Source organism: Myxococcus qinghaiensis (assembly GCF_024198215.1).
Classification (GTDB): Bacteria; Myxococcota; Myxococcia; order Myxococcales; family Myxococcaceae; genus Myxococcus; species Myxococcus qinghaiensis.
On the sequence record NZ_JAKCFA010000024.1, the window covers coordinates 163131 to 176406 of the forward strand.

The window sequence follows — 13276 nt, forward strand, 5'->3', positions numbered from 1 at the left end:
GCCTCACAGCTTGCCGCCCACGGTTGTCAGCGGTATGTCAGTTATCACCCCCATGCAACGCACCGAGCGACTCTTCGCCCTCGCCGAGTACCTCCGAGGCCGCCGCACCGGCGTCACGGCGGAGACCCTGGCGGAGCGCTTCAGCGTCACGGTGCGCACCATCTACCGGGACCTCGACACGTTGCGCGCCGCGTCAATGCCGGTGGCCGCGGAGCGCGGGCGGGGCGGCGGCTACGCGTTGGACCGCAGCTACAGCCTGCCGCCGGTGAACTTCACGGCGCGGGAGGCCGCACTGCTGGTGGCGCTGGGGCGCTTCGCCATCGACATGCGGCTGTTGCCCTTCACCGGGACGCTGGAGTCGGCGCTGGACAAGGTGCGGGCGGCCCTCTCCACGTCCGCGCAGCGCGAGCTGCTCGACAGGCTCAAGGAGCTGTCCTTCCTCGGCGTGCCGTCGCTGCCCAGCAAGGCGTCCGTCCGGGCGGCGATTGAGCGCGCCTGGTTCGAGCAGCAGCCGCTGCGCATCACCTACGTGGACGGCAACTTCCTGGAAACCACGCGAGAGGTGCGAATCGTCTCGGTGGTGATGGACCGACACGAGACTCGCCTGGACGCACTCGACGTGCGCAGCGGCGAGCGCAGGCACTACCGCGTGGACCGCATCGTCCAGGCGGAAGTCACGCGCGCCTTCGGCACCTGACGACGCTCGGCGCGGGCCTCCATGCCGCAGCGCGGCAAAGGCAGACAACGAACATCCGCCGACCCGGGGGCTGGACTGGCGCGCAATCGGGATACCATCCGCGTCCCCCAACCCATCAACGACACGCGCCTTGGAGGCGAGCCCGATGGAGAAGCCCTGGTTGAAGCACTATCCGCCTGGAGTCCCGGCGGAAATCGATGACCGGCAGTACCCGACGCTGACGCACCTGTTGGAGGAGTCGTTCACCAAGTACGCGGACCGGCCCGCCTTCAAGTGCATGGGCAAGTTCATCACGTATCGGGAGCTGGACGCACTGTCGCGGCGCGTGGGCGCGTGGCTTCAGTCACGGGGGCTGGAGAAGGGCGCCACCGTCGCCATCATGATGCCCAACGTGTTGCAGTATCCGGTGTGCATCGCCGCGATCCTGCGCGCCGGCTACATCGTGGTGAACATCAACCCGCTCTACACGCCGCGCGAGCTGGAGTACCAGCTCAAGGACAGCGGCGCCCAGGCCATCTTCATCCTGGAGAACTTCGCCGTCACGTTGCAGGCGGTGCTGGAGAAGACGCCGGTGCGGCACGTCGTCGTCGCGACGATGGGCGACCTGCTGGGCGGCTTCAAGGGCACGCTGGTCAACTTCGTGGTGCGCAAGGTCAAGAAGATGGTGCCCGCGTTCCAGCTTCCGCGCGCCACCAGCTTCAAGCAGGTGCTGGCCGAGGGCGGCACGCGCACGCTCACCCCCGCCACCACGACGCGAGATGACATCGCGTTCCTGCAGTACACGGGTGGCACGACGGGTGTGTCGAAGGGCGCGATGCTGCTGCACCGCAACGTCATCGCCAACCTGCTGCAGGTGGAGGCGTGGCTCCAGCCCGCGATGAAGGGCCGGAACATCGAGCAGGCGAACATCATCTGCGCGCTGCCGATGTACCACATCTTCGCGCTCACCGTGTGCGGCCTGATGGGCATGCGCATGGGCGCGATGAACGTGCTCATCCCCAACCCGCGCGATATCCCGGCGTTCATCAAGACGCTGTCGGAGCAGCCCTTCCACATCCTCCCGGCGGTGAACACGCTCTACAACGCGCTGGTCAACCACCCGGACTTCAGCAAGCTCGACTTCTCCCACCTGATGGTCTCCAACGGCGGAGGCATGGCGGTGCAGAAGGCGGTGGCGGACAAGTGGTTCGCCGCCACGCGCGTGCCGCTCATCGAGGGCTACGGCCTGTCGGAGACGTCTCCGGTGGCCACCAGCAACACGCCCATCGCCACGGAGTACTCGGGCACCATCGGCCTGCCGGTCCCGGGCACTGAAATCGCCATCCGCGACGAGGACGGCAACGACGTTCCGATGGGCGAGTCGGGCGAAATCTGTATCCGCGGCCCGCAGGTCATGGCCGGCTACTGGAACCGTCCGGACGAGACGGAGAAGGTGATGTTCCCCGACGGCTTCTTCCGCTCCGGCGACATCGGCATCATGGACGAGCGCGGCCACACCAAAATCGTCGACCGCAAGAAGGACATGATTCTCGTGTCCGGCTTCAACGTGTACCCGAACGAAGTCGAGGGTGTGGTGGCCATGCACCCCGGCGTGCTGGAAGTGGCGGCGGTGGGCATCCCCGACGAGCACTCCGGCGAGGTGGTGAAGCTCTTCGTGGTGAAGAAGGACCCGTCGCTCACGGAGGCCCAGCTGATGGACTTCTGCCGTGAGCAGCTCACCGGCTACAAGCGGCCCAAGCACATCGAGTTCCGCACGGACCTGCCGAAGACGAACGTCGGCAAGATTCTGCGGCGCGAGCTGCGCGAGAAGAAGGTCGCCTGAGTTCCAGGTGACGTCACGTCGGCCGGAGCGGCATCCTCGTCGCTCCGGTCGACGCAGGGACGGCCCGTGCCTCGCTGGAGAGCGGACCGTGCTCGACTAACGCGACGCCGACGCCTCCCGCCGCTCCTCCAGCTTCCGGAAGTTGTCGCCGCGCTCGCGTTCGATGCGCAGGAAGAACGGGTCGACCCCGACGTACGTCGGGCGCTCGGCCACCACGAAGGACACCTGCGTGGACGCGCCCTGGAAGCGCAGGCGCTCCACGTGCAGCGGGGCGTCCTCTCCGGAGCCATCTCGCGGGGACTCGCGGTAGACGGCGACGTCCAGGGCCTCATCCATGGGCAAAGGAACATCCTCGCTCCCCCGGCGCGCGTGCTTGGACGTCGTCACCCAGGCCGTCACCTGGAAGCGCCCATCCGCCCGAGCCTCCACCGTGGCGGCCTCCACCTTGAAGTCGTACAGGACGACCTCCTTCAACCACTGGTCGATGAGGACCACCTGCTCGGCGGACGCCTCCGCGTGCAGCGCGTCCAGCAGGTCCAACGTCGTCAGTGAACTCTCCCGCCCCTGCGCATGCAGCAGGTGGCGCAGCGCCGCGTCCAGCTTCGCCTCGCCCAGCAAGTCCCGCAGCGCGTTCATCACCAGCGCGCCCTTGCCGTAGTAGAGGTACGACTGGCCCGTGCCCTTGTAGAGCGGTGGCTCGTGCTCCACCTCCTCCGCGCGTCCCACCAGGTAGCGGTCCCGGTCGAACGCCAGCACGGGCAAGAGCGAGCGCTCGCCGTGCAGGCCCGCCAGCACCCGCTGCTCGGAGTACTTGGTCAGCGACTCCACCAGCATCGTCGCGCCCTCCACGGTGGCCGGGTCCAGCATGTGGCCCCACCACTGGTGCGCCACCTCGTGCGCCGTGCGCCGCGTCACCAGGTCCACCGCATCCGTTCCCCTCATGTCCGTGAGGAAGCCCCGGTCCTCCACGAAGTAGATGACCTGGCTCATCGCCAGCGCGCCGAAGTCCCAGTACGAGGGAATCTCCACCACGCGCAGCTGCGTGTCCGGATAGCGGTGGAAGCGCGCGCCGAAGTCATCGAGCGAGCGCGTCATCGCGGCCACTATCGCCTTCACGTTGTAGGGGTGCGCGGGGTGGTAATACACCTCCACGTCGACGCCCTGGTGCCGCGTCCGCTCCACCGCATAGCGGGCGGAGACGATGGCGAACATCGGCGTCATCGGCCGGTCCACGACGTAGTGGAAGTAGCGCCGACCTCCCTCGCGCCACTCCCTGCGCAGCGTCCCCGGCGCAATCGCCGTCTGGTCTTCCACCGTGGACACCGTCACGTCGAGGGTGTGCCAGGTCTGGGCCGCATGCGCAGGCGCGGCGCCGCTCTCATCCAGCGGGGGCATCCTCGGAATCTCCGGCAGGCCGAACTCCCTGCGCCGGGCCGGGTTGCCCATCTCGTACGTGCGTCGGTAGCCCAGCGTGGGGAACGCCTCCGTCTCCCGGATGAAGGAGCCGTTCTCCACCAGTGCCAGCTCGAAGTCCCCCGCCCTCACGCCCCGCTCCTCCCGCGTGACGTCGTAGGACAGCTCCGACACGTCGCCCGGGAGCAGTGGCGACGCCCACTTGAAGCGGTACATGCCGAAGCGCTCGTCATGCGCCACCAGCTCCGCGCCGCGCAGCGCCAGCGACACGGGCCGCGCGCTCCGGGGCACGGCGACCCACAGCGTGTCGATGGGCGACAGCGTCCGGTTCTCCAGCCGGTACGTGCCGGTGACGCGGTAGCGGCCCTCCTCCGGGAACAGGTCCACCGCGGACTTCACCGCGACGATGCTGGGGAGCGGGAGCGCCTCGTGGACCTTGTACGCGCGCTCGTAGTCCGCCTGCCACGTGGAGAACGTGTCGCGGGACTCGTAGCCATTCAGGCCGTAGGTGTCATGGAGGATGAGCCCGCCTGTGCCCAACAGCACCGCGCCACACGCCACCGCGCAGGCCAGGCCACCTCTCCCCCACCGCGACGGCAGCGCCTGGAGGCGGGCCGCCAGCCGGGGCGCCAGTCCGCGCCGCCACAGGCCCCATGTCGTCAGGGCCAGCAGTGCGGAGAAGGCGCTCCAGTACACCATGAAGGCAGTGAAGGACGCGGTCAGCGGGCCATGGCCATTCAGGTCCGTGTGAGACAGCACGGGCGCCGCTCCGAAGCGCGTCAGCGGATGCTCCAGCCCCCAGCCCGCGCCCTGGCCCGCGACGATGGCCAGCAGCAGGCTCAGCACCATGCCCACGTAGCGATGCGGGCTCACCGTCTGGATGAACAGCACCGCCACCGCGAACAGCACCAGCGGCAGCCCCGCGAAGTAGAACAGCGACAGGTAGAGCCCCGGCTCCAGGAGCGGGTGGCCGCGCGCGAGCTGGAAGAGCACGCCCAGCACCATGGGCGTCCCCGTCAACACACCCACCAACGCCACCAGCGCCGCGAGCTTGGACACGACGAAGACGATGCTGGAGACCGGCGTCGCGTCGAGCAGCGCGTCGAAGCGCGCCATGCGCTCGCGCCACGCCAGCTCCGCGCCGAAGTAGATGAGCACCAGCGTGCCGAGCTGGGACAGCGGCGTCCAGATGCTCTCCAGCACCCGGCCCGTGGTGGGGATGCGGCGCGTGCCGTACTCCCCTCGCCCCGCGCCCGTCACGATTTCCATGCCGACCATGAACAGCCACAGCGCCAGCAGCGCCAGGAAGGGCCAGCTTCGCAAGAGGTGCCGCAGCTCCAGCCGCGTCGCGGAGGCCAGCACCGCCCACGACGAGCCCGCCTGGGACGCGGCCTCCACGGCGACGGGCCGGTAGGGGGAGGCGGCCGTGGACTCGAGCTCCGGGGAGCGCTCGTCCCGCCGGGGCTTCACCGCCGCGCTCCGGAAGGAGAAGCGCCAGTGCACCAGGCCCAGCACGCACGCGGCGACCCCGAGCCACAGGAGCCGGTTCCAGAGCAGGTGGCCCGTCAACGAGAGCAGCCGCGTGTTGCGCTCGGCCTCCGTCCAGTAGCGCGTCTGCTCGAAGAAGGCGGACAGGCCGAACGGGTCCAACAGCGCCGCGCGCGCCAGGGCTTCCGGCGTCTGCGGCGTCGCGCCCGCCATCAGCGGAGAGTCCGCCCACATGGCGCCGACGATGTAGAGCGCATACACGAGGATGCCGCCGACGTAGCTGGCCAGCGTGCTGCGCGACAGCGCGGAGACGGCGAACAGCAGCGACGCGGCGAACACCACGTTGGGCACCACGAGCACCAGCATCGCCCACAGGTAGCTCGCGACGCGCAGGGGCCCCAGCCGCTCGGGCGCCACCTCCACCACGAAGGGCGACACCATCAGCGCCAGCGCCGCCACGGCGAACACGGCGAGCGTCGCCAGCAGCGCCCCCAGGAAGCGGCCGAGCAGGTAGTCCCGCTGGGTGACGGACGTGGTGTAGAGCAGCTCCGTCATCCGGTGCTCGGCGTCGCGCTGCACGGTGTTCGCGCAGAAGATGCCCAGCACGAAGAGGGACGTGAGCGACAACAGGCCCAGCGACTGCGCCACGCTGTACGGCGAATTCACGTGGAGACCGTCACCGCCGTAGCCCGTGGCGACGAACAGGACGCCCAGCCCGAGGAAGAACGCGGACGCGGCGAAGAAGACGGCCTGGCGCGTCTGGTAGCGCCACTCGAAGTGGAGGATGCCCCGGAGCATGGCGTGTCCTTGCCCTACGCCGCGCGCCGGTGGGACAGCGTGGAGAAGTAGACGTCCTCCAGGTCGGGCGCCACCGGCTCGAAGCCCTCCTCCGGCCGTGCGTCCGCGAGCACGTGCACGCGCGTGCGGCCCGCCTGCAGTTGCGTGGACAACAATGGGAACGCAGCGCGGTAGCGCTCCACCGTCCCCCTCTCCACCGTCTTGCGCCACACCCGCCCTTGCAGGGACGCCACCAGCGCCTCGGGCGCCCCCTCGCACAGCACCCGCCCGTCGCAGAGGATGGCCATGCGCGGACACAGCTGGCGCACGTCCTCGACGATGTGCGTGGAGAGCAACACGACGACGTGCTCCCCCACCTCGCCCAGCAGGTTGTGGAAGCGCTGGCGCTCCTCCGGGTCCAGGCCCGCGGTGGGCTCGTCCACGATGAGCAGCCGGGGGCTGCCCAGCAGCGCCTGGGCGATGCCGAAGCGCTGCCGCATGCCGCCGGAGAAGCCGCTCACGGCCTTCTTGCGGTGGGCGTGGAGGTTCGTCAGGTGCAGCAGCGCGTCCACCTGCTCCCGGCGCTCCTTGGCGCGCGTCAGGCCCTTGAGCAGGCCCAGGTGGTTGAGCAGCTCCACGGCGGACACTCCCGGGTACACGCCGAAGTCCTGGGGCAGGTAGCCCAGGTGCCGCCGGTGGGCCTGCGGCTGGGCGAGCACGTCCAGCCCGTCGAAGACGACCTGCCCGGAGTCAGGCGCCTGCAGCGTGGCGAGGATGCGCATCAGCGTGGACTTGCCCGCGCCGTTCGGCCCGAGCAGGCCGAAGAGTCCTCGTTCGATGGTCAGGTCGACGCCCTGGAGGGCTCGAACCCCATTGGGATACGACTTCGAGACAGCGGAGATTCGCAGCATGGGGAGCGCGGTGGGGCGGTAGGGATGACCGCCTTGCTACGCTCCGGCTCCCCGAGCGATTGCAGCACCGTGGAGCAGACAGGCCCCCGCGTCACTCCCTAGATAGGGCGGACGTTCGAGGCCTGAAGGCCCTTGGGCCCCTTCTGCACGTCGAACTCCACCTTCTGCCCCTCCGTCAAGGTGCGGTGCCCATCCGTCTGGATGGCGGTGTGGTGGCAGAACACGTCAGCGCCGCCGTCATCCTGCGCGAGAAAGCCAAAACCCTTCGCGTCGTTGAACCACTTCACGGTACCCGTCGCCATACGCGGCATCCTCCCTGTCGCGACCTTTGCGTCGCCACATGCCCGGAAAGTGGCATGGGGGACGACGCGTAGCCCGGACCCGAAGCGCCTGTCGACGGGCGACGCTCGCGACTATCCACCGGTGAGCTTTCGGGGAACCCAGGGCGTCACCCCGGAGACGGGATACAACAAGGCCCACCACGGTGCTTCGTGGTGGGCCCGACTGCGGTGGGGACCTAGTACTCCACAACCGGCTGCGGACCGGGAATGATGTCCGCGATGTCCGGGTCCACTTCACCAGGCTGGCGGGGCGTCTTGTCCCCCTTGTCCTTCTTGCGCTGCTCGCGCTTGGCATCCTTTTCCTGCTGATGCTGCTTGCGCGCCTGCTCTTTCTGACGCTTCGTCGACCTTCCTTGCATGTCGCCTCCCTCCTGAAAGCAAAAGCCCGACCTCACTCAAAAGGAGACCGGGCATGAGTGCTGGAGCGGACGCGCTCAGCCGATCGGACGAACGTTCGAGGCCTGGAGTCCCTTGGGCCCCTTCTGCACTTCGAACTCCACCTTCTGACCCTCGGCCAGGGTCCGGAAACCGTCCGCCTGGATGGCGGTGTGGTGGCAGAACACGTCAGGGCCGCCATTATCCTGCGCGATGAAGCCAAAGCCCTTCGCGTCGTTGAACCACTTCACGGAACCAGTCGCCATATGCGTCTTCTTTCGTCTTGCGGCAGTCGAGGCCGCCTTCCACCCCGAACCTGGGGTGCCGGACTGCCTCTAGCCTGATAGGAGGCCTCTGTCATCACATCCAGGCCTCGAAAAACCAACCTACCCCAACCCCGCGCGGAACAACGCACGAGCTACCCGAACAATTCTCGTTTCAGTTTAACGGTGGGCGCTCCCCTCCGCTGTATTCCGGAAGGTGAGAAGACCCCGCATCCAGCCTCTGACAGAGCGCCCACGGGCAGGCGGGCAACACCCCCGCGCCCCCCCTGGTTTCCGGGCGGCCCCCGTCATGCCTGGACCCGGGCACGGCGTCCACCCCGATTGTGAAGGACTCAACGGCGCGTCCGTGGGGAGAGCGCGTCCAGCAGTCCGCGCTTGGAGCCGAAGTGGTAGCGCGGCGCGCCGCGTCCCACGTGCGCGCGGCGGGCCACGGCCGCGAGCGTCAGCGCCTCCAGGCCCCGCTCCCGGACGAGCTGCTCGGCCACGCGCAAGAGCCGTGCGCGCATTCCCTCCTCGATTCTGGCGCGCGGCGGCGCGACGATGAGGTGAAACCAGGGCCACCCCAGCATGACGTTCCCCCTTCTCCTGCTTCAGGCCGCCGGACCCAGGGCGGACCCCGGCCGCGACTCGGACCAAGGCCGTCACGTAACCTGCTTGCGGATGTTTCCAACAGTGATGGCTCGTGATTCCAAACATCACCGGTGTGAATCCTCCAGCGCTGGGGCGCGCGGGGCATGACGCCCTCGAGACCCGGCGTGAAGGGAGCGGCCCGCCAGCGGAGGTCGCGCAAGCGGCCGGCGGTCATGGCGGCGACCTCGCTGGTGTTGGACGCCACTTCGGGCGGCTCGCTCCAGACGCAGCTGGTGGAGGCGCTGCGCGCGGCCATCGTCGCCGGGAGGCTGGGCCCGGGCATGCGGCTGGTGTCCACGCGCGCGCTGGCGGAGCAGTTGGACCTGTCCCGCAACACGGTGCTCAACGCGTACTCGCGGCTCCTGTCGGAGGGCTATCTGGAGGGCCAGCCCGGCTCGGGCACGTATGTGGCGAAGGAGCTGCCGGAGCGGCTGCATGCCTCGCGACACGCACGGGCGCAGGTGGCCGCGCCGAAGCACACGCCGGGCATCTCCCAGCGCGGGCTCGCGGTGGCGCGGCTGACGGACCTGCGCATCGCCGCGCCCGGCATCCCCGCCAGTCGGATGGCGTTCCGCATGGGCACGCCGTCGGTGGATGCCTTCCCCAGTGACTTGTGGGGACGGCTGCTGCACACGCGCTGGCGGCGCTCGTGGGGGGACTTGCTCAAGCGCGCGGAGCCCGCGGGCCATGGCCCCCTGCGGCGCGCCGTCGCGGACTACCTGGCGACGTCGCGGGGTGTGCGGTGTGTCCCGGAGCAGGTCATCATCGTCAACGGCGCTCAGCAGGCGATGAGCCTGGCGGCGCAGGTGCTGTTGGACCCGGGCGACGCCGCGTGGGTGGAGGACCCGGGCTACTTCGCCAGCCGGGGCGCGCTCATCGCCGCGGGCGCCACGCTGGTGCCGGTGCCCGTGGACGCCGAGGGCCTGGACGTGGAGGCCGGCATGCGGCTGCGGCCCGACGCGCGGCTGGCCATCGTCACCCCGGCCCACCACTTCCCGCTGGGCGTGGCGATGAGCGAGGCGCGGCGGCAGGCGCTGCTCGCGTGGGCCGCGCGCTCGGATGCGTGGATTGTCGAGGACGACTACGACAGCGAGTTCCGCTACGTGGGCCGGCCGCTGCCCGCGCTCCAGGGGCTCTCGCCGGACGCGCGGGTCATCTACATCGGCACGTTCAGCAAGGTGGTGTCCCCGGCGCTGCGGGTGGGCTACCTGGTGGTGCCGGAGTCGCTGGTGGAGGCCTTCAGCGCGGCGCGGCGCTTCGCCGACGGCCACACGCCCATCGTCGAGCAGTCGGTGCTCGCGGACTTCCTGGATGGGGGCCACTTCAGCCGCCACGTGCGCCGCATGCGCGTGCTGTACGGCGACCGCCAGGAGGCCCTCGTCGAAGCGGCCCGGCGCGAGCTGCGGGGGCGGCTGGACGTGTCCCCCCTCCACACGGGCATGCACCTGGTGGGCTGGCTGCCGGAGGGCGTGGATGACCGCCAGGCCTCCGCGCGAGGCATCGAGGCCGGGGTGATGACGATGCCCCTGTCCGCCTTCCGTCTCGAGTCCTCGGGCCCCGGGGCGCTCCTGCTCGGCTACGCGTGTGTGCCCGAGAAGGAAATCGAAGAGGGTGTGCGCCTCATCGCGCGCGCCCTGAGCTGAACAGAGCCCTGCCTCGTCTGACTGGGAAGTGGCCCCCACGCGGGCCCGAAGTGGCACCATCGAACGGTGCGCGAGTGGCCCTCGCGCGGGATGACCGCCCCGGTTACTTCACGCCTCAGCGATGGGGACACGAGGTCCCTCTCGGAAGGAGACGAAAGACCATGGAAGCCCAGCGTTTCGATACCGCGAAGGTCGCCCCCGGCATCTACACCGCGATGATGGGGCTGGAGAAGTACCTGCACCAGTGCGGGCTGGAGGTGGGCCTGCTGCACCTCATCAAGCTGCGCGCCTCGCAGCTCAACGGCTGCGCGTACTGCATCGACATGCACTGGAAGGACCTGCGTGCCATTGGCGAGACGGAGCAGCGCCTCTATGGGCTGGATGCGTGGGAGGAGAGCCCCTACTACTCGGCGCGGGAGCGCGCGGCCCTGGCCTGGACGGAGGCCGTCACCGACTTGAAGCACGGCCACGTGTCCGCCGCCGTACACGAGGCGGTGAAGCCGCACTTCACGGACAAGGAGCTGGCGGACCTCACCGGCGCGGTGGCCACCATCAACGCGTGGAACCGGCTGGCCATCGCCGCGCGCTCGGTGCCCGGCGCCTACCAGCCTCCGAAGTCGGCGCAGAAGGGGGGCTGAGGTTCGCGGGCGCCGCCCGGGTGTATCGACGCGGGCCCGGGCGAAGCATTACTGTCCGGGGCTCATGGCGGACACCCGACAGAAGGCTCCTCCCACGCACTTCACCGAGCGGGAGGCCGCGGAGATCATCCGCGAGGCCAGCGCTCATGCGCTCGCGAGTCGCGAGCCGGCGCGGACGCTGACCCGTGAGGAAGTGCTCGCCATGGCGCGGGAGATGGGCCTGAGCGAGGCGGCCGTGGAGGTCGCCCTGGTCTCCCGCGCCCAGAAGGAGCAGAACCAGCGCAAGGACCGCAAGGAGCTCCTGGGCCTCGCGACGCACGGCCTCAGCTACACCATCGTCATCGGCGGGCTCACGCTGATAGACCTCTTCTCCGGCCCTGGCTGGTGGGTGCACTGGCCCGCACTGGGCTGGGGCATGGGGCTGGCGTTCCATGCCATGGCCACGGTGATGGAGATGGCCAAACGCGAGCTGAAGGTGGAGGACGACGAGTAGCCGCGAGGGCCGCGGTTCATGTCCCGGGTGGCGTGCGCGGCAGCTCCGTGCCGAACAGCGCTTGGAGCAAGTCCAGCAGGCCGGGCCACGCCTCGGCGCCCAGCCACAGTCCCTCCTCCACGTGCTCCACGCTCATCGCGAGCGAGGCGTTCTCGAAGAGCTTCGCGGACAGCACTCCCTCGGGAGGAAGCCTGCCCTCCACCTGGAGCACCTGCCCGTCCCAGCGCATGCCGGGAGGCAGCAGTCGCTCGGCGAGGGCGCGCACGGCGGAGCGCCCGGCCCCCGCGCGCAACACCCCCATCACCAGTGACGACGCGCCCCGCGACTCCTCCAGCTCCACGCGTCCCGGCGTGCGCAGCCACAGCCGATAGCGCCCCGAGGCGAACTCCACGCGCTCCAGCGTCGTCTCGACGCGCAGCTTCCAGCCCTTCACCGACAGGCGGATGTCGTACAGCTCCGGACGCGCCTCCCAATGGCGCAGCTCCAGGTGCTTCACCTTGACGAGGAGCTGGCGCACCACGGCCTCCACGCGCACGTGGGACAGCCGCAGCCGCTTGCCCCCTACGTCCACGGCGAGGTCTCCAGACAGCGTGGACGGCAGCCGCTTCGCCCACTCCCTCGCGCCTTCCAGCAGCTTCAGCGCCAACGACTGACCCGACATCCATGTCCTCCCGAGTGCGGGGCGCAGCATGCACTGGATTCGGGTCGTGGGGCCTCGGCCCTCGGGTACGAGGGCCCGGCGCCAGGGCTGCTCAGGGAGCGAGCGGCGGGAAGCGTCCAGCCTCCCAGTCCGCCAGACGCGCGCGGCCCTCGGCCACGCTGTCCACCACGAAGTTCCACCAGATGACGAGGGGGTCCGGCAGCGGCTCGCCACCGAGCACCATCACCCGTGCGCCTCGCGCCGAGCGCAGCGACAACGTGGGCGCGCCTTCGTCCAGGTGCGCGAGCACGCCCTTGTCCACGGAGGTCTGGCCCACGGCCACGTCACCCTCGGCGACGTAGACGGCGAGCGCGTGCGTGGGCTCCACCGGCAGGGACACGGAGGCGCCCGCCTCCAGCTCGACGTCCAGGTACGTCAGCGGATGGAAGGCGGGCACGGGGGAGAGGGCCTCGCCGAGCCGTCCCGCGAGGACCCGCACGCGCGCGCCCTCGTGCTCCACCAGGGGCAGTCGCGACGAGGGGACGTGCTCGAAGGCGGGGTCCACCTGGCGCTGCGCGCGAGGCAGGGCGACCCACGTCTGGATGCCGTGCAGCGGCGCGGCGCCCGGGCTGGAGTCCACGTCTTCGGCGTGGACGATGCCGCGTCCCGCGGTCATCCAGTTCACATCGCCCGGGTGGATGTCCTGCACCGTGCCCAGCGAGTCGCGGTGACGGATGGCCCCCGAGAAGAGGTACGTCACCGTCTGGAGTCCCACGTGGGGATGGGGCGGCACGGCCATCGCACCTGGGACGGCGGGCGAGGGGCCGAACTGGTCGCAGAAGACGAAGGGCCCCACGCGTCGCAGCTCCACGCGGGGCAGCGCTCGCAGCACGCGTGAGTCACCCACCAGCTCCGTCTGCTTCGCGGGCCACAGCGCCACCACGCCGCGCTCCGCCGAGCCCGTGGCACGTGCCGCGGACGATGAATCCGACCCCATCTCGAATCTCCTCCTCGAGCGACACCCTGGCGCTCGGGTCCCGTGCGTCGAAGCGCGGAGCGAATGCAGTATCGCCCGCCGCATGGCTCGCCGGTAGCGGCTGGCGACGGGCTCCTGGACCGAGACG

The 13276-nt window shown here is 69.9% G+C and carries 13 protein-coding genes; 5 read left to right on the forward strand and 8 right to left on the reverse strand.

Features of this window, described 5'->3' with window-relative positions; all coding sequences use genetic code 11:
• The first annotated feature begins 52 nt into the window (after positions 1 to 52).
• Together LZ199_RS35950 and LZ199_RS35955 are read left to right on the forward strand one after the other, a co-directional pair.
• The gene (locus LZ199_RS35950) at positions 53 to 697 is read left to right on the forward strand and encodes a helix-turn-helix transcriptional regulator (protein ID WP_253998301.1); all 645 of its coding nucleotides are present in this window, start codon (positions 53 to 55) and stop codon (positions 695 to 697) included.
• A gap of 145 nt (positions 698 to 842) precedes the next feature.
• Positions 843 to 2519, forward strand: coding sequence for a long-chain-fatty-acid--CoA ligase (locus LZ199_RS35955; RefSeq protein WP_253998302.1), 1677 nt, complete (start codon positions 843 to 845; stop codon positions 2517 to 2519).
• Positions 2520 to 2615: 96 nt separating this feature from the next.
• On the opposite strand, the gene LZ199_RS35960 is transcribed toward LZ199_RS35955, so the two are convergent.
• The 6 genes from LZ199_RS35960 to LZ199_RS35985 form a co-directional block, all read right to left on the reverse strand.
• Positions 2616 to 6218 (reverse strand): ABC transporter permease/M1 family aminopeptidase, encoded by a 3603-nt coding sequence (locus LZ199_RS35960; protein ID WP_253998303.1) that lies wholly within the window; start codon positions 6216 to 6218, stop codon positions 2616 to 2618.
• A gap of 14 nt (positions 6219 to 6232) precedes the next feature.
• Positions 6233 to 7108, reverse strand: a complete 876-nt coding sequence (locus LZ199_RS35965) for an ABC transporter ATP-binding protein (protein ID WP_253998304.1) — start codon at positions 7106 to 7108, stop codon at positions 6233 to 6235.
• 98 nt (positions 7109 to 7206) lie between these two features.
• Positions 7207 to 7410, reverse strand: a complete 204-nt coding sequence (locus tag LZ199_RS35970; protein ID WP_253998305.1) for a cold-shock protein — start codon at positions 7408 to 7410, stop codon at positions 7207 to 7209.
• 215 nt (positions 7411 to 7625) lie between these two features.
• Positions 7626 to 7808, reverse strand: a complete 183-nt coding sequence (locus LZ199_RS35975) for a hypothetical protein (protein ID WP_141643683.1) — start codon at positions 7806 to 7808, stop codon at positions 7626 to 7628.
• A 75-nt stretch (positions 7809 to 7883) separates the two neighbouring features.
• Entirely contained in the window at positions 7884 to 8090 is a 207-nt protein-coding gene (locus LZ199_RS35980) for a cold-shock protein (RefSeq protein WP_141643684.1), read from the reverse strand.
• A gap of 350 nt (positions 8091 to 8440) precedes the next feature.
• Complete coding sequence (locus tag LZ199_RS35985) at positions 8441 to 8677, reverse strand: helix-turn-helix domain-containing protein (protein ID WP_253998306.1); 237 nt, start codon at positions 8675 to 8677, stop codon at positions 8441 to 8443.
• Between the two features lie 165 nt (positions 8678 to 8842).
• Between LZ199_RS35985 and pdxR the strand changes: the two genes are divergently transcribed.
• The 3 genes from pdxR (at position 8843) to LZ199_RS36000 (ending at position 11512) form a co-directional block, all read left to right on the forward strand.
• Positions 8843 to 10381 (forward strand): MocR-like pyridoxine biosynthesis transcription factor PdxR, encoded by a 1539-nt coding sequence (pdxR, locus tag LZ199_RS35990; RefSeq protein ID WP_253998307.1) that lies wholly within the window; start codon positions 8843 to 8845, stop codon positions 10379 to 10381.
• A 161-nt stretch (positions 10382 to 10542) separates the two neighbouring features.
• Positions 10543 to 11019, forward strand: coding sequence for a carboxymuconolactone decarboxylase family protein (locus LZ199_RS35995; protein ID WP_253998308.1), 477 nt, complete (start codon positions 10543 to 10545; stop codon positions 11017 to 11019).
• A gap of 64 nt (positions 11020 to 11083) precedes the next feature.
• Positions 11084 to 11512 (forward strand): 2TM domain-containing protein, encoded by a 429-nt coding sequence (locus LZ199_RS36000; protein ID WP_253998309.1) that lies wholly within the window; start codon positions 11084 to 11086, stop codon positions 11510 to 11512.
• Positions 11513 to 11528: 16 nt separating this feature from the next.
• On the opposite strand, the gene LZ199_RS36005 is transcribed toward LZ199_RS36000, so the two are convergent.
• Both LZ199_RS36005 and LZ199_RS36010 read right to left on the reverse strand, forming a co-directional pair.
• Positions 11529 to 12173, reverse strand: a complete 645-nt coding sequence (locus LZ199_RS36005; protein WP_253998310.1) for a hypothetical protein — start codon at positions 12171 to 12173, stop codon at positions 11529 to 11531.
• Between the two features lie 91 nt (positions 12174 to 12264).
• Positions 12265 to 13149 carry a pirin family protein gene (locus LZ199_RS36010; protein ID WP_253998311.1) on the reverse strand — a complete coding sequence of 295 codons (885 nt, stop codon included), beginning with the start codon at positions 13147 to 13149 and terminating at the stop codon, positions 12265 to 12267.
• Positions 13150 to 13276: the final 127 nt, after the last annotated feature.